The 24,919-nt window shown below is 47.8% G+C and carries 29 protein-coding genes and 1 tRNA gene; 5 read left to right on the top strand and 25 right to left on the bottom strand.

Features of this window, described 5'->3' with window-relative positions; translation table 11 throughout:
- Window positions 1–60: 60 nt before the first annotated feature.
- Both GOM71_RS21160 and GOM71_RS21155 read right to left on the bottom strand, forming a co-directional pair.
- A complete protein-coding gene (locus GOM71_RS21160; RefSeq protein WP_156284695.1) occupies window positions 61–495 on the bottom strand; it encodes a CBS domain-containing protein in 435 nt (144 codons plus the stop codon).
- 28 nt (window positions 496–523) lie between these two features.
- A complete protein-coding gene (locus tag GOM71_RS21155; RefSeq protein WP_156284693.1) occupies window positions 524–1,606 on the bottom strand; it encodes an LCP family protein in 1,083 nt (360 codons plus the stop codon).
- Between the two features lie 406 nt (window positions 1,607–2,012).
- Here GOM71_RS21155 and GOM71_RS21150 point away from each other — a divergent pair, with 406 nt between their 5' ends.
- Entirely contained in the window at window positions 2,013–2,366 is a 354-nt protein-coding gene (locus GOM71_RS21150; RefSeq protein WP_156284691.1) for a DUF4870 domain-containing protein, read from the top strand.
- Window positions 2,367–2,417: 51 nt separating this feature from the next.
- On the opposite strand, the gene GOM71_RS21145 is transcribed toward GOM71_RS21150, so the two are convergent.
- Window positions 2,418–2,759: an MmcQ/YjbR family DNA-binding protein gene (locus tag GOM71_RS21145; protein WP_156284689.1), complete on the bottom strand. Its 342-nt coding sequence runs from the start codon at window positions 2,757–2,759 to the stop codon at window positions 2,418–2,420.
- A gap of 31 nt (window positions 2,760–2,790) precedes the next feature.
- On the bottom strand, window positions 2,791–3,528 hold the full coding sequence (locus GOM71_RS21140) for a DUF1836 domain-containing protein (RefSeq protein WP_156284687.1): 738 nt from the start codon (window positions 3,526–3,528) through the stop codon (window positions 2,791–2,793).
- Window positions 3,529–3,826: 298 nt separating this feature from the next.
- On the opposite strand from GOM71_RS21140, the gene GOM71_RS21135 reads away from it, so the two are divergent.
- Window positions 3,827–5,158, top strand: a complete 1,332-nt coding sequence (locus GOM71_RS21135) for a hemolysin family protein (protein ID WP_156284685.1) — start codon at window positions 3,827–3,829, stop codon at window positions 5,156–5,158.
- Window positions 5,159–5,218: 60 nt separating this feature from the next.
- Here GOM71_RS21135 and GOM71_RS21130 read toward each other — a convergent pair whose 3' ends face one another.
- The 9 genes from GOM71_RS21130 to rpsF form a co-directional block, all read right to left on the bottom strand.
- Window positions 5,219–6,373, bottom strand: coding sequence for a cation:proton antiporter (locus GOM71_RS21130; protein ID WP_156284683.1), 1,155 nt, complete (start codon window positions 6,371–6,373; stop codon window positions 5,219–5,221).
- A gap of 155 nt (window positions 6,374–6,528) precedes the next feature.
- Entirely contained in the window at window positions 6,529–7,692 is a 1,164-nt protein-coding gene (locus GOM71_RS21125; protein ID WP_156284681.1) for an AI-2E family transporter, read from the bottom strand.
- 138 nt (window positions 7,693–7,830) lie between these two features.
- The gene (locus GOM71_RS21120) at window positions 7,831–9,009 is read right to left on the bottom strand and encodes an NAD(P)/FAD-dependent oxidoreductase (protein ID WP_156284679.1); all 1,179 of its coding nucleotides are present in this window, start codon (window positions 9,007–9,009) and stop codon (window positions 7,831–7,833) included.
- 35 nt (window positions 9,010–9,044) lie between these two features.
- On the bottom strand, window positions 9,045–9,485 hold the full coding sequence (locus GOM71_RS21115; RefSeq protein WP_156284677.1) for a DUF1641 domain-containing protein: 441 nt from the start codon (window positions 9,483–9,485) through the stop codon (window positions 9,045–9,047).
- Between the two features lie 261 nt (window positions 9,486–9,746).
- Window positions 9,747–9,854: a hypothetical protein gene (locus GOM71_RS21110; RefSeq protein ID WP_367649738.1), complete on the bottom strand. Its 108-nt coding sequence runs from the start codon at window positions 9,852–9,854 to the stop codon at window positions 9,747–9,749.
- A gap of 176 nt (window positions 9,855–10,030) precedes the next feature.
- Entirely contained in the window at window positions 10,031–11,023 is a 993-nt protein-coding gene (locus tag GOM71_RS21105) for a collagen-like protein (protein ID WP_156284675.1), read from the bottom strand.
- Window positions 11,024–11,283: 260 nt separating this feature from the next.
- Window positions 11,284–11,568, bottom strand: coding sequence for a 30S ribosomal protein S18 (gene rpsR, locus GOM71_RS21100; protein ID WP_156284673.1), 285 nt, complete (start codon window positions 11,566–11,568; stop codon window positions 11,284–11,286).
- A gap of 18 nt (window positions 11,569–11,586) precedes the next feature.
- Window positions 11,587–12,117, bottom strand: coding sequence for a single-stranded DNA-binding protein (gene ssb, locus GOM71_RS21095; protein WP_156284672.1), 531 nt, complete (start codon window positions 12,115–12,117; stop codon window positions 11,587–11,589).
- Between the two features lie 36 nt (window positions 12,118–12,153).
- Window positions 12,154–12,438: a 30S ribosomal protein S6 gene (rpsF, locus tag GOM71_RS21090; protein ID WP_156284670.1), complete on the bottom strand. Its 285-nt coding sequence runs from the start codon at window positions 12,436–12,438 to the stop codon at window positions 12,154–12,156.
- A 201-nt stretch (window positions 12,439–12,639) separates the two neighbouring features.
- Between rpsF and GOM71_RS21085 the strand changes: the two genes are divergently transcribed.
- Window positions 12,640–12,828, top strand: coding sequence for a YjzC family protein (locus tag GOM71_RS21085; protein WP_156284668.1), 189 nt, complete (start codon window positions 12,640–12,642; stop codon window positions 12,826–12,828).
- Between the two features lie 407 nt (window positions 12,829–13,235).
- Here GOM71_RS21085 and GOM71_RS21080 read toward each other — a convergent pair.
- The 3 genes from GOM71_RS21080 to GOM71_RS21070 all read right to left on the bottom strand — a co-directional run bounded on the left by GOM71_RS21080 (window position 13,236) and on the right by GOM71_RS21070 (window position 15,874).
- A tRNA-Ser gene (locus tag GOM71_RS21080) sits at window positions 13,236–13,326 on the bottom strand.
- 71 nt (window positions 13,327–13,397) lie between these two features.
- Window positions 13,398–15,155, bottom strand: coding sequence for a sensor histidine kinase (locus GOM71_RS21075; protein WP_156284666.1), 1,758 nt, complete (start codon window positions 15,153–15,155; stop codon window positions 13,398–13,400).
- Window positions 15,152–15,874: a response regulator transcription factor gene (locus GOM71_RS21070; RefSeq protein WP_156284664.1), complete on the bottom strand. Its 723-nt coding sequence runs from the start codon at window positions 15,872–15,874 to the stop codon at window positions 15,152–15,154. The genes GOM71_RS21075 and GOM71_RS21070 overlap by 4 nt, the downstream gene beginning before the upstream one ends.
- A gap of 140 nt (window positions 15,875–16,014) precedes the next feature.
- Between GOM71_RS21070 and GOM71_RS21065 the strand changes: the two genes are divergently transcribed.
- On the top strand, window positions 16,015–17,244 hold the full coding sequence (locus tag GOM71_RS21065) for a DUF418 domain-containing protein (RefSeq protein WP_156284662.1): 1,230 nt from the start codon (window positions 16,015–16,017) through the stop codon (window positions 17,242–17,244).
- 96 nt (window positions 17,245–17,340) lie between these two features.
- Here the strand turns inward: GOM71_RS21065 and GOM71_RS21060 are convergent, their stop codons facing one another.
- From GOM71_RS21060 to GOM71_RS21050, 3 genes are read right to left on the bottom strand one after another with little or no spacing between them, the layout of a single operon-like run.
- Window positions 17,341–17,571, bottom strand: coding sequence for a DUF951 domain-containing protein (locus GOM71_RS21060; protein WP_156284660.1), 231 nt, complete (start codon window positions 17,569–17,571; stop codon window positions 17,341–17,343).
- On the bottom strand, window positions 17,571–18,452 hold the full coding sequence (locus GOM71_RS21055; RefSeq protein ID WP_253944963.1) for a mechanosensitive ion channel family protein: 882 nt from the start codon (window positions 18,450–18,452) through the stop codon (window positions 17,571–17,573). The genes GOM71_RS21060 and GOM71_RS21055 overlap by 1 nt, the downstream gene beginning before the upstream one ends.
- Window positions 18,453–18,479: 27 nt before the next feature.
- A complete protein-coding gene (locus GOM71_RS21050) occupies window positions 18,480–18,728 on the bottom strand; it encodes a putative Se/S carrier protein (RefSeq protein ID WP_156284715.1) in 249 nt (82 codons plus the stop codon).
- Window positions 18,729–18,839: 111 nt separating this feature from the next.
- Between GOM71_RS21050 and yyaC the strand changes: the two genes are divergently transcribed.
- The gene (yyaC, locus tag GOM71_RS21045; protein WP_156284657.1) at window positions 18,840–19,454 is read left to right on the top strand and encodes a spore protease YyaC; all 615 of its coding nucleotides are present in this window, start codon (window positions 18,840–18,842) and stop codon (window positions 19,452–19,454) included.
- An 8-nt stretch (window positions 19,455–19,462) separates the two neighbouring features.
- On the opposite strand, the gene GOM71_RS21040 is transcribed toward yyaC, so the two are convergent.
- The 6 genes from GOM71_RS21040 to rsmG all read right to left on the bottom strand — a co-directional run bounded on the left by GOM71_RS21040 (window position 19,463) and on the right by rsmG (window position 24,919).
- A complete protein-coding gene (locus GOM71_RS21040; protein ID WP_156284655.1) occupies window positions 19,463–19,945 on the bottom strand; it encodes a DUF4446 family protein in 483 nt (160 codons plus the stop codon).
- A 35-nt stretch (window positions 19,946–19,980) separates the two neighbouring features.
- Entirely contained in the window at window positions 19,981–21,147 is a 1,167-nt protein-coding gene (locus tag GOM71_RS21035) for an aminotransferase class V-fold PLP-dependent enzyme (protein WP_156284653.1), read from the bottom strand.
- Between the two features lie 132 nt (window positions 21,148–21,279).
- On the bottom strand, window positions 21,280–22,143 hold the full coding sequence (locus tag GOM71_RS21030; protein ID WP_156284651.1) for a ParB/RepB/Spo0J family partition protein: 864 nt from the start codon (window positions 22,141–22,143) through the stop codon (window positions 21,280–21,282).
- A complete protein-coding gene (locus GOM71_RS21025) occupies window positions 22,124–22,897 on the bottom strand; it encodes a ParA family protein (RefSeq protein WP_156284649.1) in 774 nt (257 codons plus the stop codon). Before GOM71_RS21025 ends, GOM71_RS21030 begins: the two co-directional genes overlap by 20 nt.
- 158 nt (window positions 22,898–23,055) lie before the next feature.
- Window positions 23,056–23,877, bottom strand: coding sequence for a nucleoid occlusion protein (noc, locus tag GOM71_RS21020; RefSeq protein WP_156284647.1), 822 nt, complete (start codon window positions 23,875–23,877; stop codon window positions 23,056–23,058).
- A 319-nt stretch (window positions 23,878–24,196) separates the two neighbouring features.
- Window positions 24,197–24,919 (bottom strand): 16S rRNA (guanine(527)-N(7))-methyltransferase RsmG, encoded by a 723-nt coding sequence (rsmG, locus tag GOM71_RS21015; RefSeq protein WP_156284645.1) that lies wholly within the window; start codon window positions 24,917–24,919, stop codon window positions 24,197–24,199.

Below are 24,919 nucleotides of genomic sequence, written 5' to 3'. Positions count from 1 at the left end.
AGATGGTATGGCCTTATTCTCCCCTATTGCTGGAAAATTAGACCATACACCCTCTTGAGCTTAGCTAAGCTGAGCGTTTGCTGCTGCGGTTGAGCCTTGCATAATCGTCTGGCAATAATCGATAATTTCGCTTCGTCTAACAATGCCGATAAATCGGCCCATATCGTCCACGACAGGCACAAAGTTCTGCACCTTCGCCAAGCTGATCAAATCTTCCATCTTTGAATCGATTTGCACCGAGCGATTGTTAAGCCTGAGCGGCACCTCCGACAGCTTTACCCGGTTGGCCGTCTCAAACGTAATATCCGGCCGGTTTTTCATAAACCATAGCAAGTCGCCTTCCGTTACCGTACCGGCATAACCGCCGTCTTGATCGATGATCGGAACGGCCGTATAGCGGTGATGCTCCATTTTCTCAAGGGTTTGCCTGAGCGTCGCTTCTTGCGTTACGGTTACCACCTCCTGCTTCGGCAGAAGAAAAAACGCAATATTCATCCGTCATTCAACTCCATTTCCTTGCCACTTATGGATGCGCTGCCGTTGTTCCCTCGTTCGTATCCGCATTCCCGCTTCCGCTCGACAGCGACTGCACGGGCTGCTTCGATACATATTTATCCGGCAAAATGAGCGAGCCTTTAGCGGTATCCGCATCAAGCCAGCTTTGAATCATTTGCTGCGCCTTGCCCAAATCCTCTTCATCGGCAAAATAAACCCACGCTCCGCCTTCCTTGAGGCGTCGGCCTTCGCCCTTAAGCGTATGGCTGTAAATCGTCCGGTTGTCCGCTTGCAGCAGCGACTGCCCCAGCTCGATCATTTGGTTCGGCTGCATATCGGTGCTAAAGTTGTCGCCCATAATTTGAATGAGCTCCGGAATTTTCGTCCATTGGCTGACTGCAGCCGCCTTATCCAGCATCGCATTCAGAAACGTCTGGTGGCGTTCGGTCCGGCTCATATCGCCGCCCGCGTCTTCGCGATAGCGGACATAATTAAGCGCATCGGTCCCATTATACACGTCCTGGCCCGCTTTGACGACAAAATGCTCATGATCGGGATCGTCATTGACTAAATCTTTTTCTATTGGGAGAGATATCCCGCCCATAGCGTCTATGACGTTGCGAAAGCCTTCAAAATTAATGGTCGCGTAATGGTTGATCGGCGAGCCGAACAGCCTCTCGACGGTCTCCAGCGCCATTTTCGCCCCGCCGAAGGCATAGGCATGCGTAATTTTATCCTTCTTGTCTTTGCCTGCGATATCCACGTACGTATCGCGAGGAATCGAGACCATTAGAATGGCTCCGTCCTTTGGACGGACGACCGTATAGATCATCGTATCGGAGCGGCCGTCCTCGTGAGCGCGCTGATCGACGCCAAGCAGCAATACGGAAAATGGCTCCTGTGTTTTGCTCACGGTCGATACCGCTGCTATCTGCTCGCGGCCTTCGAGCGGCTTATAGCTGCCCTCAAGCCCTTTCTCCACCGTATCGGACAGAAAGAGATTGAAGCCGAGCACCGCAAGCGCCGCCCGATTCATATAAGCAGTTGCGCCAAGCAGAACAACAACGACAGCAACAATTGATAATTTAAATGGCAATGATTTCTTATTCATTTTTATTCGTTTTCTCCTAACCATATTTCATAGGTTATTCACCACTGCAATAAAGGTTGGCTTCCGGTCGCTGTTGTTTTCAGATTTCTTGAATGCATCCATTCGCAGACGAAATCCGAAAACAAAGGCGAACGCTTGCGCTCCTCCTGCTCAACCTTTATCTCCGTTGCTTGCACCTATGCTTTTTATTGGCGTGCACAATACAAAAAACGCACTCCTCAATTCTAAACGAGTCTGCCGCTCGACAAGTTACAAAACTTTTACAACACAAATCTGCTAATTTATACATAGCAACATCTCGCGATCTGGAATAATCTATCAATTGGTGGATTAAATGATGAGGAATATTGCAAGCGGACTTAGAATACAATCAAGGCAGGAATACTAATAGAAAGGGTGTGCCTTTATGACCACGCCTGGCTTTCAACCAGATCAATCCTCAACAGGTCTCGACCCGAAAATAGCAGGCTTGCTAGCTTATTTAGGATGGTTCGTTACAGGTATCATTTTTATCGCGATCGAGAAGCAAAGCCGGTTCGTCAAGTTCCACGCCATGCAATCCATTGTCGTTTCCGTCATTCTGATTGTTCTGAATATCGTGCTCGGCTTTATCCCTTTCATCGGATGGGTGCTTGGCGTCATTCTCGCACCGGTCAGCTTCATTCTATGGATCGCTCTTATGCTGCTCGCGCTGCAAGGCAAGTACTTTAAACTGCCGGTTATCGGCGACTGGGCCGAACAGCAGGCAAGCAAGTTCTAACAACAGGCGAGGCAGAGCCGGACTAGCATCGCCGGACTCTGCCTCTTTGTTTTACTTCAATTCCGCCAGCGCTTGCCTTGCCGCTTTCGTCAAGCTCGCGACAACCAGCTCATAGGAATGGTCGATCATGCTCTTCATTTCTTCATTGCTCAACGTTCCGTCATTCAGAACGGTGTTCCAGTGCTTCTTGTTCAAATGGTAGCCCGGCTTAACCGCCGCATGCTCCTCGCGCAGATTAGCAGCGATGATCGGATCGCATTTGAGCGACACCGATTCTGCGGAGAACAATGCGAACATTTTGCCGGCAACCTTCATGACGAGCGGTTCCGGCCCAAACGGATATTCTCCGCTTGCACCGCGTTTCTGCTCGCAATATTCAATTAACGATTGCATCCTGACATCGATCCTTTCCGGTTCGCTGCGGCTACGGCTTCAAGAACAGCGTAGCGTTGCAATATTTTCTAGCCAATGCTTGAAACTGCGCCGTCTGAATCGACAGCACCGCAATAAACAAAATGTTGCGCAGCGCTTCCCGCTGCTCGCTGCCTAAGTGCTCATACTGTTCCGCTATCCGAGCGGCTGCGGCGCGAATTCGCTTCTCCAGCAGCTGTTCCCGCTCCCCTTCATTCAACTCTTCGAACAAAGTGGCGTAGCAAACGTACAATTCCAGCGGATCAATCAGCTTCACTCCGCTCCCGCCGTTCCCGTTATCCTGCGGTTTGCGGAATAATAGATCGAATAAGCTGCGAATCGAATCAAAATCGAGATTAGCTTTCAAATCATCAATAATATAGAGAAGCGCAGCCTGATTGAGCGAATATTTTTTGCCGATTTGCGGGCAGGCGAAATACGCTTTAAAATCCCGCTTTACCCAGTTTTGCATCGAGGTCGTCGATAAATGAGAGTTCTCGATCAGCTGCCCCAGCGCGTTTATTTCTTGAAGCGAGCAGCCTCGCAGCTGATTGCCTTTAATTAGTTTTTCAAGTATGGGCGGCAATGCGGTCGATAGAAATGCCGGCAGCGTCTGGCCGGAAGTCAGCGCATCGCTGTGCGCCTTTCTCCAAGCATGCTGAAGCACCTGAAGCGGATTCCGATCGCCTCCGCCTTGCAGCGCCAGCAGCAAACCGGCCATCTCTTTGCGTGTAAGTGTGAAGGCCTCCATCTTGTCTTCTCCTGCCTCCTGCAACCAATGGTTCATTTCGAGTTCACATGAACTTATCTTACGCCCATGAACAATTGCTTGTAAAGCGGAGATAAATGCCGATAACAGCGCGATACGTTTGATTTATCCGCTCTATTTCTCAGTAACAGACCAGCATCGCTCCACAGTAAATTTGCATCTGATCTATCATTTTCGATATAGTAAACAATATATACTAGCGTAAACGGTTAAAGCTTTGGCAGCTTGCAGATATCGTTTCACGTTAAAACTACATTATAAAGGATTGTGAAGAACCGAAATGGACAGTAGTATAGGATTGAATTTGTTTTTGATTGCCTTATTGATCGTATTAACCGCTTTTTTCGTCGCAACGGAATTTGCGATTATCCGGCTTCGCACAAGCCGCGTCGATCAATTGGTGCTTGAAGGTAAGAAGAACGCTATCGCCGTGCAGCGCGTGACAAGCAACTTGGACGCTTATCTGTCCGCCTGTCAGCTCGGCATCACGATTACAGCGCTCGGACTCGGCTGGCTTGGAGAACCGACCGTCGAGAAAATCCTTTATCCCGTATTTGAAGGGGTAGGCATCAACGGCGACATTAGCCATATTTTATCCTTTATCATTGCTTTTGCTTCAGTTACCTTTCTTCACGTCGTAGTGGGCGAGCTTGCTCCGAAAACGTGGGCGATTCAGAAAGCCGAATTTATTAGCTTCCAGGTCGCGCAGCCCATTATTTGGTTCCACAAAATCATGTACCCTTTTATTTGGGCGTTGAACGGCTCGGCCGGTTTTATTACCCGCCTGTTCGGACTTAAGCCTGCTAAGGAGCATGAAGAGGCGCATACGGAAGAAGAGATTCAGATTATTCTGAACGACAGCTTCCAAAGCGGCAAGATCAACAATACCGAATACGGTTATGTTAGCCGCATCTTCGCCTTTGACGAAATGCTTGCCAAAGAAATTATGGTGCCCCGCACCGATATGATTTGCTTGTATACGAACAACTCGTTGATCGAGAATATGGAAATTATCCGCAAGGAACAATATACACGTTTCCCAGTTGCGACTGAGAGCAAAGACAATATTATCGGTATGATCAATACGAAGCAGCTGTTCTTGGAATTCCAGGACAACCGTGAATTTGATTTCAAAAAGCTCATTCATCCGGTGCTTACCGTATCCGAGGTACTGCCGGTCAAAACTTTGCTTAAGCGCATGCAGCAAGAACGCGTTCATATCGCCATTCTGATGGACGAATATGGCGGCACATCCGGTCTCATTACGATCGAAGACATCTTGGAAGAAATCGTTGGCGAAATCCGCGACGAATTCGACGGCGACGAGCGCCGCGAGATCGAGAAGCTTGCGGACAACTGCTACCTGCTGGACGGCAAAGTGCTGCTCGACGAGATCAGCGACATGACTGGCGCGCATCTGGACAATGACGATGTTGACACGGTCGGCGGCTGGTTGTACAGCATCATCCAAGATCCGAAGCCGGGCAAGGAGCTGCGCCACGAAAACATGCGGTTCATCATCCGTGAAATCGGCAAGCACCGCATCAAGAAAGTCGAGCTCATTATCGAAGATCCAAGCGAAGAAATTGTGGGCGAGGTTGAAACGGCGTAACGAAATAATAAAGCGAAAGCGATTCAGGAGCTCCTCGGCTCTTGAATCGCTTTTTTAATTTTACTCTGAAGGCTGGACATGCTTATCTGTAAAAACGGCCTTTAGCAGCGGCGGCGTAATCAACGTCGTCAAGATGACGACCAGCACGACCGATGTAAAATATTGCGGCAGCAGCAAGCCCGCCTGCAAGCCCGTTGCGGCGATAATAAGCGCTACCTCTCCCCTGGATACCATGCCGGAGCCGATAACAAGCGCAGACCGGTTGTTAAAGCCGGTCAATCTTGCTCCAACCCCGCCGCCAAGCAGCTTCGTAACGACCGCAATCAAAGTCAGCAGCACAATAAACAGCCATTGACTCCCTACCCCGTCAAACGTAATGTTCAAACCAATGCTTACGAAAAAGACCGGAACGAACAGCGTATAGGCGATTGGCTCGATTTTCGACTCGACTTGATGCTTGTAGGCCGTTTGCGAGATCGCAATGCCTGCTGCGAATGCGCCGATAATGCCGGCGATCCCCATTTGCTCAGCGAAATAGGAAAAGGCCAGGCAAACGATAAGACCGGCGCTCATGACCGCCTCGGTTACACGGAAAGGCGCGAACAGCCGCATGAAGCGCGGCACGACGAGCCAGCCGGCAACCGCAACGACAAGGAAGAACAGTACCTTCTTGCCGATCAGCAGGCCAATGGAGACGTCTTGCCCCGCTCCCAGAAAGCTCATCATGACCGCAAGCAGCACAACAACGATGACATCGTCGACAACGGCCGCGCCCAGAATCGTCGTTCCTTCCCTCGAGCCGAGTTTATCCATCTCCTTAAGCGTTTGAACCGATATGCTCACGGACGTGGCGCAAAGCAGCAGACCGAGGAATAACGCCTGATCCTTCGTCAGTCCAAAAGCTTCCGCCAACCCATAGCCTCCGATAAAAGGCAAAATAATGCCGCCAACCGCTACAGCAAAGCTGGACCTCCAGTTGCGGCGCAGCTGCTCCACATCCGTCTCGAGCCCCGCAATAAACATCAGAAGCAGCACGCCGATTTCGGCAAAATGGCCGATAAAATCATCCGGCTTCACCCAGCCGAGAATGGCTGGTCCGAGCACGATGCCGGCAAGCAGCTTGCCCAGCACAGAAGGCTGGCCCAGCTTTACGGACAGCGCTCCAGCCGCTTTCGTAGCGAGAATAATCAACATTAAATAAAGAATAAACGTCATCAGTGCGCACCTCTCCCTCTTCTCAAATAAGCATGCAAAAAAGAGCCTGCAATTATACAGGCTCTTCCGCAAAAGACAGAAAAAGCCCGTCGGTGACAGGCTCCTCCAAGTCCGTGCTTATTCATTTCTTGCCTTTTATTATACCAGATGCCTTATTACGGTTCAATCTTTTCTATCGGCTCATCCTCATAAAGCGTCGACTTCGCCTTCATATAGTTGAACAAATTCATGAAGATCACTTTGAGCACCGCATAGCCGGGAACTGCCAGAATGACGCCCGCTACCCCAAACAAATTGCCTGCTGTAAGAATGACAAAGATGATCGTGATCGGATGAATTTTTAACGTCTTGCCCATAATTTGCGGCGAAATGAATTTGCCTTCAATAAGCTGAACGATCGTCCAGATAACAATCATTTTAACCAGCATAATTGGCGAGGTTACGAGCGCGACGACCAGCGCAGGCGTAATCGCAATTGCCGGTCCCAAATAAGGAATGACGGCGGTACAAGCGGCAATGAGCGCAAGAACAAGCGAATATTTTAACCCGATAATAATGTAGCCGATGTAGAGCAGAAGCCCGATGCAGAAGCTGACAATGATCTGTCCGCGAATATAGCTACTGATCTGCAGATTCATCTCGCTAAATACGCGAAGCGAAGGCATACGCAGCTTGTTTGGAAGGAAGCCAACGATAGTGCGCGGCAGCTTTTTTCCCTCGTATAACAGATAGAACAAAATAAATGGCAGCGTAATGATGGCGAGTAGAATTTCTTTCAGCGTGCTAATGAAGGAACCGATGCTTGACCATGCGTTGTTTAATACTTCCGTTACCTTCTGCGTTGCATTATTGACCAGATCATTCGGATCAAAATTGAAGTATTGCTGGATTTGCCCCGTTAAATCGCTCCCCATTAGCGAATCGATTTGGTTTTGCGCCTGCTTCGCATAATAAGGGAAATTGTCGATTAATGAAGTGATCTGATCTGTTATAAGCGGAATGACTGCCCCAAGCAAAATCGCTATAAGTCCAATAATGATCAGGAACAACAGAAGAATCGAGTACACCCGTTTTATTTTCCATTTTTCCATATAGTCCACGATCGGATTCAGCAAATAATAAACGACGCCTGCCAGCAATACCGGGAGCAATATTGTCTTTAGCAGAACAGTCAGCGGCGTGAAAATAAACGATATTTTTGTAAACACAAAAATGTTCAGTCCGATGAGCAGCAGCACTAACAAAAAGACGACAAACTTATTATTAAGAAAAAATTGCTTAAAGCGGTTCGTGCTCTTACCCGTATGAAGATCCTCCATCCGCAAGCCTCACTCTCTATTCCGTATCTTCTAAATTATAGCATCGGACAAATAGCGAATGCGAATTATGAACAGGCGCTTGATAAAAAGAAAAACCCCTTATCCGCGCGGATAAGGGGTTTGCTTGATTAATAAGAATTAATGAACGAGGGAGAACAAGCCGTTCACGTGACCGAGGTAACGCACGTTGCTCGCTTCTTTCATCAGGGAAGCTGGAACGCCTTTCAGTCGAAGCTGGCTTGCGCCAACGGTGCCGATTGCGTCTTTGCGGCCAAGGCTCGCCAGTACGCCGGAGTTCACGAATTGGAACGACTTCATTGGGATGCCTTTATGCTCAGCATACAGGTTGTAGCCGATCGCTTCGCCCATTTGCCATGCGATTTGCGCGCTTGGCGGGTATGGACGGCCTTCCGGTCCGAATACAACCGCGTTGTCGCCAGCAAGGAATACGTCTGCATGCGATGTCGATTGCAGGAATTCAGTAACGGTCGCGCGGCCGCGGTTAACTTCAATACCGCAGTTTGCAACAACCGGGTTGCCTGTAACGCCGCCCGTCCATACGAATGTGTTCGTATCGATCGAGTTGCCGTCTTTCAGCATAACTTTTGTGCCTTGTACTTCTGTTACTGCAACGCCCATGATCAGCGTTACACCGCGGTTCGTCAAGCTCTCTTTCGCGCGGTCAACAAGCTCGGTTGGGAAGCCAGCCAGAATGGAAGGACCAGCCTCGATGTTGTACAGCTTGATTTGGCTGCGGTCGATGCCTTTTGCATCGCACCAGCTTGGCAGTTTGTCAGCAATTTCACCGATCAGCTCGATGCCTGTCAGGCCGCCGCCGCCGATAACGATCGTTGCGTCTTTCTCGTCTTTCGATTTCGCGTATGCATCCAAACGAGCTTGGATATGCGCGTATACTTTTTTCGCTTCTTCAACCGATTTCAGCGTCATGCTGTTTTCTTCGAGTCCAGGAATGCCGAAAAATGCGGTTTCGCCGCCAAGCGCTACAACGAGCTTATCGTAGCCCAGGTTGCCGCTTGCCAGCAGGCGAACTTGTTTTTTCTCCGGATCGATGTTTTCAACGTTGTCGATAATCAGCTCGATCGATTTGTTTTTCAGCAGCTTGTTAAGCGGCAGCGCAACGTTCTTCTCGTCCAGGCCGTTAACAGCCAGGCGGTGCAGTTCCGTTACGATTTGGTGGTAAGGAACGCGGTTCACGAGCGTGATCGACGCCTCTTCAGGCGAGAAATGTTTGCGGGCAGTAATTGCAGTCAGCAAGCCGCCGTAGCCGCCGCCTAGAATCAAAATTTGTTTAGCCATGCTAATCTAATCCTCCGTCCTAGTATAGATGCTTTTTAGTTAGCGTTATTTTTACGTTCGGACAATACCGTAAGGAAAGACTGCGCGAAACGAAGCGTAGCTTGAACTTGCGGGTCCTTAAGCATTTTCAACACGCCAAACAGGCCGATCGTCGTCGTTGCGTCCGCTTGAGCGCGGTCTCCTGCTTCTACTGCTGCTGCAGCCAAGCCTTTTGCTTTGTCTACAACCGGCATAATGAAGTCGCCTGCGCCATGAATCATATCATTTACAAGCACTTTGTCGTTTGCCACTGTTGTTGCCACATCGTAAACTTTAGTCAACAGCGTGACCATTTCCGCCAATTTAGGCAAGTTTTCTACCAAGGTGTTCAGCGAGGATTGAACCTCCGGCTTCAACAATTGTTCAAGCACATCCAGTTCACGTACAGATACTGCTTCTGCCCCGCTTTCGGGTTGTTTCGTTACTGTTTCGGACATACGAATTGCAGCCTCCCTTTGCTAGCTGTAAATTATGAGCTGTAATCGAACCAATTTCTAAAAATGCCACATTATTGTGAAAACATTCACATTCCGGACAAACGATAACGGCTCGTCGCTTCTCAATAAGCTTATTGTATGCTTCTTTCGAAAAATGTTCAATTCCTATTTTCGGCAAAAGGCTGCGATTTCGGGTATGAAATAGGTGTTTTTCTAAAGAAAATGAATTTATGCGTGAAAAAAAAACTTTCGAGAATCGTCTCAACAGGCTTTTGGAGCAGTAAGCTGCTCAGTCGTGGATGGAAGCAATGCTACAGTGCGCGCACGTTTGATGGCTACAGTCAGCAAGCGTTGCAATTGTTGAACAATATCTTATTATGTACCTTTTCTTACTAAAAACTTAATAGGGATGCTCATGGGCTCTAGAACATCCCTGCTTTGCCTTGCTGTCCGGTCGTACGGAGGATGTGCAGAAAAGTGCCTATTCTACTAAGCCGCTATATTTGTATCGCAGAAGCAAACAATTCTGTTTAAGATTTAACCCTCTATGCGATCTGCATTATAACAAGATGTGCGGAATCCGGCCTGGTTCCTCCAGCTAATGGAGTGATTGTAAGTGCTGTGGAATTACCCGCAGGATTTCGAACTGTGAGTACTGAATTGATGATTGTTGTTTGTACAAGCGCCATTCCTACTATTTGAGAAGTTCCTGTTGCACGCCCGACCACTGTATAGGCTAAGTCAGCACCATTTAGTGTTAAAATCAATTGACCCGCTTCATTTACATTTACCTGAAATAAAACCTGATATGTGCCAATTGCAGCCAAGTTAAATGAGCTCGCATTTATACGTGTAATCGCAGTCCCGCTAATTGGACCATCTTGCGGAAAACTTACGTCAGTGTTAGGAGCGACAGTTGCCGCGTTATTAGGAGGCATCAAGGCAAAAAAATCTGCAAAGCCTAATACTCCACCAGCCGGCCCTACAGGCCCCGTTGGTCCCGTTGCTCCTGTTGGACCCGTCAATCCAGCTGCGCCAATTGCTCCTGCAAGCCCTGCTAATCCTTGGGGCCCAAGTGCACCTATCGCTCCTACAAGTCCTGCTGCTCCCTGGGGTCCAAGTGCTCCTGTAAGTCCTTCGGGTCCAAGTTCGCCAATTGCTCCTACAAGTCCTGCTAATCCTTGAGGGCCAAGTGCTCCTGCGATTCCTTGGGGTCCAAGTGCTCCTATCGCTCCTATAAGTCCTGCTGCTCCCTGAGGTCCAAGTGCTCCTGCAAGTCCTTCGGGTCCAAGTTCGCCAATTGCTCCTACAAGCCCTGTTAGTCCTTGGGGTCCAAGAGCTCCTGCAAGTCCTTGAGGTCCAGCTTCTGCAATGGCTCCAGCAAGCTCTCGTAGTAATTGCTGCCCGTCAGGTGGGGGACACTTTTTACAAGCTATCTTCTTAATAACTCGAGGACGATGTTTCTTTTTTTTCCCTTTTGGACGGCACACAATAATGGGTTTCCTTTTGCAACGTTTTTTTATAATGGGACAACTCAATACGACACCTCCTATAAAGATTGTTCAGTGTACGTGAGTTGTTTTTCTTAAGCATGGACTAATAGCCAACTATTGTCTAGACTAGAAACTATTTATAGAAAAATAGGCCCTTTCGTATGATATGAACGTCCAATAGCCCCCACCTAGCGGCGGGAGCGAGATTTAGCCTATTATCAATTCAAGCGGTTCCGGGTTCAAAAACAATAGAAACAAAACACGGGGGATCCTAATCAAAGGATCCCCCGTACTCAAGTAACGACCTATTCAGTCGTATATGGCAGCAATGCTACTGTACGCGCACGTTTGATTGCAACAGTCAGCAAGCGTTGGTATTTCGCGCTTGTTCCAGTCACACGGCGTGGCAAGATTTTGCCGCGCTCGCTGATGAACTTACGGAGCAAGTCCGTGTCTTTATAGTCAATGTGAGTAATTTTGTTTACAGTGAAGAAACAAACTTTACGGCGTTTGTTGCGTCCGCCTTTGCGGCCGCCGAATTTGCGTTCTGGACGTTCTCCGTCTCCGCCTTCTCTTTGCTTAAAGCTCATTCGTATCCGTCCTTTCAATTAAAATGGCAAATCATCTTCTGATATATCGATCGGTCGACCATCATCCGAGAATGGGTCACGGCTGTCGTTGCGTGAGTTGTTACCCGACCGGCTTCCGCCGCCGCTGCCGCCATAAGACGAGCCGCCGCCACCGCCGAAAGATCCGCCGCCATTGTTATTGCCGCCGCTGTAGCTATTGCCGCCTTCTTCACGCGGAGCTCCGCCTTCGCGATTGGATTCCAAGAAACGAACGTTATCGGCAATAACTTCCGTCACGTAGACGCGTTTGCCTTCGTTGTTCTCGTAGTTCCGCACTTGAATGCGTCCCTCAACCGCCGTTAAGCGGCCTTTACGCAAGTAGTTGGCGCAAGTTTCAGCGAGCTGCCGCCAAGTTACGACCGGAATAAAATCCGCCTCGCGTTCGCCTTGTCCGCTCGTAAACGGACGATCGACCGCAATTGTAAATTGTGTCACGGCAACGCCTGCAGGTGTATAACGGAGCTCAGGGTCTCTCGTCAATCTGCCAATCAGAATTACACGGTTCAACATCGTTCCAGACCTCCCAATCGATCATCCTGGCATGGCTTAGGCTACGTCTCTAACGATCAACGAACGGATAACTTCATCCGTAATCTTCATGATGCGGTCGAGTTCGTTCACAACTTCAGTCGTTGCATTGAAATGAACCAGAACGTAGTAACCATCACGAATCTTATTGATCTCATACGCAAGACGACGTTTGCCGATCACATCAGTCTTAGTGACTTCACCGCCGTTGTTGATGATGCCATTGAATTTGTCAACGAGAACTTGAACTTGTTCTTGCTCTACGTCCGGACGAATGATGTACATCACTTCATATTTGCGCATATTGTTTCACCTCCTTTTGGACTAAACGGCTCCGCAAAGGGAGCAAGGAGCGGTTATGATTGGATCATACTCGCATCTATATACTATATCAAATCGCCCACCGCATGACAAGTCGGTTCCGTTTTCCGTTTTCTCCCGTTCATGATCGCAGGCAGTGCAGCCCATACTAAAAGACAGACGGCATATAAGGAGGTGAGCGGTATGGGTGAATGGACGGTTTTTTCTCCCGGCGATAGTGCACCGAATGACGGCACTTATATTGAAATAGGAGTAAACGCCTTCCACATGGGCGTTAACGATCCGAAGAAGGTTCGGCTTGCAAAAGGCGAGCGTTTTCCGGAAACGTCGAATCATGAACGCAAATGGAAACGGATGGGCCGCAACAGTTAGAAATTATTTTTACGGATCGCTGTATAAAGCATGGTTCTTCCGGACATCATACTATATGACGGCGCGAAGAGAGGTGTGGTTCCGTTGAACCAAACGGTGCAAGGGCTACAAGAGGAATTGGTCCACTCAGCGTAGAAGCGGAGGGTTGTGCTAAAGACACTTATCTGTAACACACGCGCATTCCATTCGGATTTAACGATGAAGCATTAGTGGAATTGTTTCCGATTGTAAAATGCATGCTCCTGTTTTCTTTTGAAGTGTGAATTCATTAACTCAAACGATCAAGCGCCGTCACGGAAGAGAGCTCGCAAGAGCTCTCTTCTTTTGTTTGTTAAATAAATTAGTATTTCAGCAATAAAAAAACCTTCTACAAGTTCTTGTAGAAGGTTGTCTGTTTATTATTTAGGTGGCGGAGAAGGTGGGATTCGAACCCACGCACGCTTTGACACGCCTAGCTGATTTCGAGTCAGCCCCCTTGGGCCTCTTGGGTACCTCTCCGCATGTAATAAATAATATATCATACCGATTGGACATGCGCAAGTGCCCATCGCTTGTTTTCTTCAAAAAATTTATGCGCCAGCGGATCGCCCTGTACTTCTCGGAAAATACACCGTAATGACGGTACCCTCTCCCCGCTCCGATTCGACCTCGATCGTTCCGTTATGAGCCTCCACAATCATCTTGGAAATGCTCATCCCCAGACCGGAACCCTCAGTCGACTCTTCTGTATTCGTGCCGCGGTAATAGCGTTCGAACAGTCGGTTCCTTACTTCCTCGTCCATCCCGATCCCGTTATCCGCGACACTTACATACAGCTCGTCATTCATCATGCCGCAGGATACTGTGATAACCACATTTGCCGGGTTATGCTTAATTGCATTGGACAGCAAATTATCGAACAATCGCTGCAGCCATTTTTCGTTGCCGCTCATCCACAGCGGCCCCTCTTCCCCATCATAGTGGAATTGAGCCGTCGTCAGCGTTGCGTCATTGACGTATTGCAAGACGCATTGTCGCAATACCTCGTTCAAATCGACAGCAACAAGCTCTACCGTCGCGGCATGCTGCTTCAATTCGGATATATGCGAAAAGTCGGAAATGAGCGCCAGCATATAGTCGCCTTTCTCGCGAATTTGCCTACCCATTTCCTTTAGTTCTTCCGCCGACCAATCCGCCGAGCTTTCCTCCAAAATATAACCATATCCCTGCACCGTCGACAATGGCGTCCTGAGATCATGGGATATGCCCGACATCCATTCCTCGCGCAGCAGCTCCAATCGGGCGCGGTCTTTCTCGGTCTGAGCGAGTCGCTCAGCCATCTGATAAAAACTGTGAATGACCTCTTTATACAAGCGGTAGCGATGCCTTAGCTTGCCATTGGCTTTAAATATTTTTCGCCGATCCTTGGCTGTAAATACTTCTTCATAGCTGCCTTGATTCATCCTCTCAAACCATCCGGCAAACAAAATAAGCGGCTGCGCATACCGGTTTCCATGCCACAACGACAATATTAAGGATAACAACAGAAGGCTAGCCGTGATGATCGCCAAAATCTGAACAGCTTCCCTGAATATCCACACAGTCGATGACCTTGGATCATCATTTGGCGAGTACAGCACCCAGACCGGCGCGTTTTCGTTCGCCTGGAACACTTCAATCCGGGTATCGTAATCACCTGGCGCCTGACGAAGCGCAACGATCTCTAAAGGTTTGTAAGCAGGCGGAGCATGCGCCGGATCGCCAATTGCCTGAATTTGCTCGCCATCTTGATTCATGATTGTTAGATAGCTTTCTGAGGCTTTTAGTAACGGTTCGAGCGCTTTCCTGTTGTTTTCGTCGACCCGACCGTTGCTTCCATAGCGGTCATGCCAATTCATTAGCTGATCCAGTTGCGTATTTTCATAGCCTAGCATAAACAAGATCGGCGGATTATAGCTTTCGTCCAACAGCGTATCGACGATTTCTCCGTTATAGCGTCTTGACTCCTGTATGCTTAACAATTGGGGAATGGAATAGGCTTTCGGCTGCTCTGAATCGGTATTGTATTCATAGATAACTTCTCCTTGCATATTCAAAACCTGCAGCCAAGCCTCATACTGGCGAAATAACTTTTCCCAGCTTTTAGAAATTTTTATTTTATTTTCCTCCATATAGGTTTCCGATACAATTGAATCCAGACCGTTAACCGGAAAATTGCGCCGGATTTGCTCTCTGGTTACGAGGCCGATTACAACAATAACAATAGACAACACAAATAATACGATAAAAAAAGAATAAATGATCTGCTGATACGTGAAATGGAGCGCCATCCGCCGTTGCAGCTTCATCGCGTCATCGGCTCCTTCACAAGCTTGTAGCCAAGTCCTCTGACGGTCATTAGATGCGTCGGCGCGCTCGGATCAAATTCAATTCGCTCGCGAATACGGCGAATATGAACCATAACGGTATTATCATCCCCTAGGCCGTCTATGCCCCATACCGCCTCATACAGCTGCGTTTTGGAAAATACGATGCCCGGATGCTTGCAGAAATGAAGCAGCAGCTGAAAAACCTGCGCCGGACAATTGACCGGCTTCTCATCGACAAGCAGCTCGCCTTCAATCTCGCTTAACTGGAATCGACCATATCGGTACACCTTGCGATCGCTGCGCTGACCCGCATCTAGAGTAGTCCGTTCATCAGTCCGCCTAAGCCGCGCTTTAATGCGCGCCGCAATCTCAAGCGGGTTAAACGGCTTCGTTATATAATCGTCTCCACCCATCGCAAAGCCCGCCAGCACATCAAGATCGGAAACTTTAGCCGTCAAAAACAATATATACGGATTGCCGTATGCGCGCAGTTTGCCGCAAAGCTCCAATCCGCTGCCATCCGGAAGCATCACATCCAATATAATGACATCCGCCCCGTGGCGTGCGATCTGATCAATCGCTTCCTTGCAGCTTCCCGCCGTATATATTTGACTGAAGCCTTCCTTCTGCAGCACCATCTGCACCATTTTCACAATGGAAGGCTCATCGTCTACAATCAATACCTTATTGGTTATCATCGCTCATCACCCAATATCACTCTATCATGCCAACCTTAACTGCAGTTTAACATAATTGGTAAAAATTAAGCGACTGTTATCTTTCCGTTTCATTTTCATTTAGCGGCGGCATTTACCATTAATTCCGAGGTGATCGAGAGATGAACAAATCTTTTCAATCGGGAAACCGAGTACGCATTATCGATTCAATACGGGGCTTTAGTTTATTAGGCATTCTGCTTTGCAACATGCTTATTTTTCAGTATGGAATGTACGGGAAAGATCAGCTTCACTTTTTCGGTCTGTCCAACTGGGACTTGGCAATGGATCAGGTTTTGCTGATTGTAGCGGAAAGAAGCTTTATGCCGATTTTTATGTTTCTGTTCGGGTACAGTCTTTTTAAACTGCGGGATCGGCTTGCGCAAAGCGGTTTCACTCCCTGGCGATCGCTGGTTAGACGTTTTTCGTTGCTAATAGTGCTTGGCATGCTGCACGGGTTTTATTTGTGGGATGGCGACATTTTGCTGCCTTATGGCGCAATTGGCTTCCTGCTGCTGCTGTTTGTGAAAAGGAAAGCGAAAACGTTGGTCATCTGGTCCGCCGTCTTAAGCGCTCTGTTTGTTGGCTCCAGTTTACTTGCTATTGCTTCTCCGAATGAGGAGGTTGGTAACAAAGATGCTAAGATCGATGCATACATCGAACGTTCCATTACGGTAATAGGACAAGGCAGCTACTCAGATATCATCAAGTTCCGCGCCGAAGATCCTACGCTTCTCAATAAGGGTATCGGTTCCAAAATCTTGTTAGGATTTGTTGCTATGCCCATCATGTTGCTCCCTATGTTTCTGCTTGGCATTGCTGCGGCTAAAAAAGGCTGGTTTCACAATCCGCACCAAGAGCGCAGGCGATATTGGCTTATGGTTGGCTGGCTCATCCCGTTAGGCGCCGGATTAAAAAGCGTGTGCGTGCTTCTTCTGCACGATAAAACTTGGAGCGCCGGTTTGATTGAATTTGGCGGCCAGCTGCTTGCGCTTGGCTATATCGGCGCCTTCGCTTTAGCCTTATCTCATCTATCCAGCTCTTCCTTCTTTCGCATCGCCTTTGAATCGGTCGGCAGACTGTCATTAACCAATTATCTAATGCAATCGGCCATCTGCACCACCCTATTTTATGGCTATGGGCTTGGCTGGTTTGGAAAAATCGGAATCACCTACGGCATACTGCTAGCTATTGTTATATACAGCTTTCAAGCAATTGCATCCAGCTTTATGCTTCGATATGTCCAGTACGGACCTTTGGAATATCTGCTTCGCATTTGGACCTACTTCTCATTCAAAGGCAAACCCCGGCTAAGTAAAACAGTTGTGTCCGACAAAACCGTAAACTTATAAATCCCGTTAAAAAAAGGCGTCCCGCTGTCATCTTGGCTTTGATGACTACTGGGACGCCTTTTCCATTGGACAAAGCGCTGCTTCTTTATCCATTCTTTATTGACCTGCTTCATCCAGCTGCTGTTCATCTTCTTTTGGAGCGGAACGAAGCACTTTCTTCATATTTTTCTCAAACTTCGCCCGCGGAATGAGGACGCTATGCTTACAGCCAACACATTTAATGCGAATATCCATCCCCATCCGGATAATCTCCATTTCGTTAGATCCGCATGGATGCTGCTTCTTCATTTGCACGATGTCGCCTAATTCAAATTGTTTGCGTTCCATCAATCAACGCCCCCTTCTTTCCGCTGATAGGTAACCATCCTCGGATACGGAATATCAATTCCATTCTCGTCTAGCGCCTTCTTGATCGCCAGATTCATCGACCTCGCTACGCCGATATTGGCGCTTGGCAAGCATTCAGCTGTAATACGCAGCTTTACATCTGTTGCGCCAATCTGCTGAACGCCCAAAATTTCAGGCTGCTTCACGAGATTTGGGTCCTCCAACTGATTCATTGCCTCACGAATGACCGTCGTCGCCCGATCAACGTCTTCTTCATAGCTTATTGCCACGTCAACGACTGCTACCGAGTTGTTGATCGAAAAGTTAGTGACCTCATTAATCATGCCGTTCGGAATAATATGTACTTCGCCGGTCCAATTCAAAATCCTTGTTGTCCGCAGCCCGATGACCTCTACCGTCCCTTTAAACTGCCCTGTCTGAATGACGTCGCCAACCGCGAATTGGTCTTCCAATATGATAAAGAAGCCTGCAATAATGTCTTTCACCAGGCTCTGCGCGCCAAATCCGATCGCTAGACCGATTACGCCAGCTCCTGCCAAAAGCGGCGCCAGCTCGATTCCGAATTCCGATAAAATAATCATAAACGTAATGAAATACCCGATATAGGAAAATACGTTTTTGATCAGCTTACCGACCGTCGTTACTCTCCGGCTCTGGTTCGGCAGTCTTTTGGCTGCTTGATTCAAAATGACCCGATCAATTAATTTATTGGCAATCCAAATGATGATCGGTCCAATAATGATTATTGCGGCTATACGAAAAACCGATTGTCCGAATCCGCTCCAAAACTGTTCATCTGACAGCCATGACATTACTTTTTGAAACTCTACAAGCTCGCTTCCTGTCATTTGCTTCACCATCCCTTGCCTTCACTTGCTCAAGCCGCCTTAGTCCAATTCGACCTGCTCATATCCGGCAGCCGCAGCAAGCGGCTTGAAAATTCCTCGTATCTCTACATGCTCCGAAACGATAACGTCTTTTACCGTATGCAGCGCATCCTCGGGAAAATGAATAGATAACGCGCAGCCGGCTGTAATCTCTTTTGGCGTCGGGCATATATCAATATCTATCTCTGCGTATTCGAGCAGCATCTCTGCACGAAGCGCCTGTTGCGTTGAATCGAAGGCGATTAGCATCAATTTCCTCTCTCCCTCAGTCGGCAAAACGAAAGTACTGCGTTTTCGACGTATAAAATGGTTCTCTCATCCATATACTAGTATCATATTGTGATTTACGGAGGGGATTCTATGAAACTATCTTTTGCGAAGGATATTCCGCTGAAAGTACCGTATACGGAAACCAATGTCGTCGGAATGCTTGTCAACCGTTTGTCTCTGTTGATTAACGAAATGGCAGCCGGACGGCCCGTTGTCATTGTTTGCATCGGAACCGACCGTTCGACCGGCGATTCACTTGGACCTATTATCGGCACATCGCTCGCAAAATATCAAAGTCCCCACTTCTCCATTTACGGTACGTTGGAGGAACCCGTTCACGCCATGAATTTGGAGGATACCATCCTTCAGATCAACCGCAGCTTTCATAAGCCCTTCGTTATTGGTATTGACGCATGTCTCGGCCAAGTGTCCAGCATCGGCTCGATTCAAGTTGGAACCGGCCCCGTACGTCCTGGCGCTGGCGTCAATAAAGAGTTGCCGCCTGTCGGAGACATTCATATTACGGGAATCGTTAACGTCGGCGGCTTTATGGAATACTTCGTTTTGCAGAACACTCGCCTTCATCTTGTGATGAAAATGGCTGACGTTATCGCTTGCAGCCTTTTCTCCGCTGTCGTCAACAGCGTTCATGCCGTTGCCCGGACGAGAGAAATGGCCGCCTCCCGTGAATTATTATCCGACTAACATCGACGCTACTTAGCCTGCTCGATCACTTTCCGCTCCTCTGGCGTCAACGGGTAGCTGGATTCGCCTTTTTCGAGCGGCTTTGCATATACATACGTGTTTTCTCGGCTGTGAATACCCGATAGCACAACGCCATCTTGCGCCGTATTAACAACTGCAATGGAAAAGCTCAGGTCGCTTCCTTGATCGGCAAATGCGTTATAGCGCAACACGCCGATGCGGCCTTTTTCTTGCTTCTGCACTTGCTGCACTTGTTCAAGCTGTTTCTGCATACGCTGCGCATGTTCTTCTTGCGCGGCGATTGTATTTCTTAGTTCAAGGATGACCTCTTCTAAATCCGTAACGCCTGTGCCGCCCATCACTTCAACGTATTGCTTTCTTAACTTTTTCAATCGGCTTCCAACTACCAGAACGCGAATTCCGATAAAAATAACGAACAATGCCAATACAACCGTAACCCCATTCATCGGGTTATACATCCACTCATCCATTGCAGTACTCCGCCCCCATATGTCCATTCAACTCGTTAAAACGCATATTGCTTTCTAATCTCTCTCACCGCATCGACTAACGCATCCGCTTCCGCTTCTGTTGTGAAACAGCCTACGCTCGCTCGCACAGCCCCCGTCTGCATTGTTCCTGCCCGCACATGCGCAAGCGGCGTACAATGATATCCCGCTCTGACCGCAATATTATAATGCTGATCGAGTATGTACGACATCTCTGAAGGGTCAATTCCTTCCGCTACTAACGAAACAATTCCGGTGCGTTCTTCGCCAAGCTTTGGACCCAGTACCTTTACCCCATCGATCGCCAATAGCCCTTCCATCATTCGCTGCGTCAGCGACCATTCCTTAGTATGGATGTTCTTCACCGTCTCATTCAACACAAACTGAACGCCTGCTTTTAACCCCGCCAAGCCTGGCGTGTTTTGCGTCCCCGCCTCGTATCGATCTGGCCGCACACTAGGCTGCTCAGGCGCCTCTGATTGACTCCCCGTACCGCCATGCAGCTGTGGAACCAGATCAACATTCGGATGGATGTACAAGCCTCCTGTGCCCTGTGGACCGAGCAAGCCTTTATGCCCCGGAAAAGCCAGCATATCGATACCCATGCCTTCCACATCGAGCTCAAGAATACCCGCGCTTTGCGCCGCATCTACGAGCAGTTTAACCCCCTTGGATCGCGCCAATTCACCAATGCTGGCTAGAGGCATGATCGAACCCAGCAAGTTCGAACTATGATTTACGATCAATAAAGTCGTACGTGCCGTTATCGCAGCGGCAATCTGATCTACGGCCATAACGCCATTTTCATCCGTATCGACATAGGTCACTTCAATCCCTATCGTTTGCTTCAAAAACTCTAACGGACGCCTAACGGAATTATGCTCAACCGAAGTCGATATAACATGGTCGCCCGGTTTCACATACCCTTTGATCGCCATATTCAATGCAGCAGTTGTATTCGCCGCAAACGCGATGTCATTGGGGTTTTTAATACGAAACAGCTTGCTCAATTGTTTGCGTGTATCAAACAGTACGCGGCTCGCTCTAACCGCCATCTGATGGCTTCCTCTTCCCGGATTCGCCGAGTCATGAATCATCGCATGCTGTACGGCTTCAATAACAACTTGCGGCTTCGGCCAAGATGTCGCTGCATGATCTAAATAGATATATGGCTTCTCACTCATTACAATGCCTCCAATCACCGATCAGAACCTTCAAAACCCCTCATATTTCTTTGCAAAAAAAACAATAGCATACCTTAGTTTAATCGTTCGAATCGAAGATTACAACTTTGGTATGCTATCTATTTTCCCTAGTTATTGGGCGATATATTGCAGCAATTCGAGCAATCTCTCTAAGTCTTGCTTGTTATAATATTGCAGCTCGATTTTACCTTTATCCTTCTGTTGTTTAATCTTCACGGTCGTTTTAAACCGCTCCCGCAAAGACTCCTCGATGCTATCAATATAGGGGTCGCGATTTTTCGCCTTTGGCTTAGCTGCAGGAACATGATCAGCTTCTGCTTTCGTCTCCAGCTTTTGAACAGCTTCCTCCAATTGGCGAACGCTCCAGCCTTGCGAAACAATTAGATCTGCTAATTCCTTCTGCACCGATTCTTTTTTAATACCTACCAACGCTCTAGCGTGCCCCATCGAAATTGTTCCACGTGAAACATTATCTTTTATTTCGGAAGGCAATGAAAGCAATCGTAGGAAGTTTGCAATATGAGAACGGGATTTACCGACCTTCATGGACAATTCCTCTTGCGTAAGCTTGAATTTATCCATCAGACCTTGATAAGCAATAGCCGTTTCAATCGCATTCAAGTCCTCGCGCTGTAAATTCTCGATGAGCGCAATTTCCATCACTTGCTGATCCGTAAAAGAACGCACTACTGCCGGAATCGTTGTATTGCCGCATAGCTGCGAGGCGCGGAAACGGCGTTCCCCTGCAATGATCTCATACCCTTTCAACACCGTGCGCACAATAATAGGTTGAATGACGCCATGCTGCTTAATCGACTCCGCCAATTCACGAATCGCATCTTCATCGAATGTCTTACGCGGTTGATACGGATTCGCGCGCAACTGCGTCAAATCAATCTCAATGACTTTATCGTCCTCATTAACCGATAGCGATGGAATGAGCGCATCAAGCCCTCTACCTAGCCGCTTGCTCATACGTAATCACTTCCTTAGCGAGTTCAAGATATACTTCCGCCCCTTTGGATCGCGGATCATAAGTAATGATCGCTTGACCATGGGAAGGCGCTTCACTCAAACGTACATTTCGCGGAATAATCGTCTGATATACTTTCTGTTGGAAATACTTTTTAACTTCTTCAATAACTTGAATCCCGAGATTCGTCCGTGCATCCAGCATCGTAAGAAGAACGCCCTCTATTTGCAGCGTTGTATTCAAGTGCTTTTGAACGAGACGGACCGTATTCAACAGCTGGCTTAACCCTTCCAATGCGTAATATTCGCATTGAATCGGGATGATGACCGAATCTGCAGCCGTTAACGAATTGATCGTCAACAACCCTAGGGATGGCGGGCAATCGATCAGTATGTAATCAAATTGATCCTTCACCATATGCAGCATTTGCTTCAATCTCACTTCGCGAGATATACGCTGCACAAGCTCGATTTCAGCACCAGCCAATTGAATCGTTGCCGGAATAATTTTCAGTCCGGGAATTTCTGTTTCGCACATCGCTTCATTCGGATGCACTTCATCAATAAGAACATTATAAATGCAGTTTGCCACATCGGCTTTATTAATCCCGATACCGCTAGTCGTATTCCCCTGAGGGTCAATATCGACGAGCAATACTTTCCGGCCTAGCGATGCCAGACAAGCCCCGAGATTAACCGTGGTCGTCGTTTTACCAACCCCGCCCTTCTGATTGGCAATTGCTATTATTTTAGTCAAGCGTATTCACCTCTACCTGTTCCAATCTACTAAATGTTTCGTTAGCCATTCTTGTTGCCCTATCTTTTCCAACATTTTTCGTACAAATGGATTCGCCGCCCTCATGTTTGAGGGCGGCATATAGGAGCGTTCGATGCCGTTTACCGGGCCAACGCTATCTATTTTTGTTTCGGAATTTGAATAACGATCTCATAATGATCGCCATGATCCTTCTCATTCGTCTTAATTGGCAATCCGGATCCGGCTACCATTTCGATCGACTGGCGGATTGTATTCACTGCGAGACGAACATCCTTCGTAAACGATATCCGCTTCGCTTTCTTTATTTTAGATGATTCCTTCAAAAATGCAATGCGCACTTCTGTCTGCTTTACATTTAAATCCTTAGCAATAATTTCCTCGAGCACTTGAAGCTGCAATTCCTCACTATCTAACGATAACAAGGCACGAGCATGACGCTCTGTTATCTTTCTTTCTATTAGTGCTGTTTTGATCGTGTCATTTAACGCCAACAAGCGAAGCTTATTCGCAATCGTCGATTGGCTCTTGCCTAGACGCTGCGCCAAGCTTTCCTGCGTCAATTGATGCAACTCAATCAGCTTTTGATAAGCGATCGCTTCCTCAACAGCAGTCAAGTTTTCACGTTGCAAGTTTTCAATTAGCGCAATAGATGCCGTTTGTGAATCGTTGAATTCGCGGACAATTGCCGGAATGGTCTCGTAACCAAGCTTTGTGACCGCACGCCAGCGACGCTCTCCGGCGATGATCTCATAACGGTTATTGCGCATACGAACAACGATCGGTTGAATGATGCCATGTGTTTTGATCGTCTGGCACAGCTCTTCAATCCGGTCATCGTCAAAAATCGTTCTTGGTTGAAACGGACTTGTATCAATCTCACCTATCGGTATTTGACGAATTTCTTCTTGTCCTGTCCGTTGTTCGCTCAGACCAAATAAACGGGAAATTTGCTCTTTCATCGTATCTACTATCACCCGATCACGAAACGCAACTCAAGCAAGAAGCAACGTTTCTAATTATAGATTTCTTTAGCAATGAAATATACCAGTTTGTATGAATTGCCCTACTGCTATTTTACCACACTATGCCATTCATACAAATCCACCTGGCTATGTTGTTCGATATATTAATTTTCGACCTTCGGCGTTTTATTTCCTGCTTGACATCACATTTCTATGCTTATTCTGCCATAAAACTGCTGACTATTTCAGTCTTTTGTTTAGCAAAAGAAAAAGAGTAATGTTTCACGTGAAACATTACTCTCTCTTCATCAAATTTCTATACAATGGGCTGTTTAATTGGCGTACCCGCTTTGCGTGGGTATTTTTGGGGCGTTGCATCCGTCTTCTCGATCAACACAATATAGCGCTCTGATTGTTCGAAAGGGAGCTTAAAGTTGTGTTGAGCACGTACAACACCTTTCAATTCACGCAAGCTAACGGCTGCTTCGCGAACCTCATCCTCACTTTGCGAGCCTTTCATTGCAGCAAAGATACCTTTCTTGCGTGTGAAAGGCAAACAAAACTCGTTTAGTACATTCAAGCGAGCAACCGCCCTAGCGGTTACAAGATCGTAACGGTCACGATGCTCTGCCAACCGCGAAATGTCTTCCGCACGGCCATGAACGCATTGAACATCCGAAAGACCCAGTTGTTCCACCAAATGTGATAAAAACTGAATTCGTTTGTTTAATGAATCAACAATGACGACCTTCAAATGGGGGAAACATATTTTCAATGGGATGCTGGGAAATCCTGCGCCAGAGCCGATGTCGGCAACACTGGTCACTTCCTTCATATCAATGAAAAACGACAGCGCCGCTGAATCGTAGAAATGCTTCTCGTAAACCGCATCCCGCTCTGTAATGCCGGTTAAATTCATCCGTTCATTCCATTCCACAAGCAGGCGGAAATACGTATCAAACTGATCCAGTTGACGATCGGATAACGAAATGCCGTTCTCCTCCATCAGCTGCACAAACCATTTATTCGTCTCTTCCAT

It is taken from the genome of Paenibacillus sp. NEAU-GSW1 (assembly GCF_009737085.1).
Classification (GTDB): domain Bacteria; phylum Bacillota; class Bacilli; order Paenibacillales; family Paenibacillaceae; genus Pristimantibacillus.
This window is presented reverse-complemented; position numbering and strand designations above follow the sequence as displayed.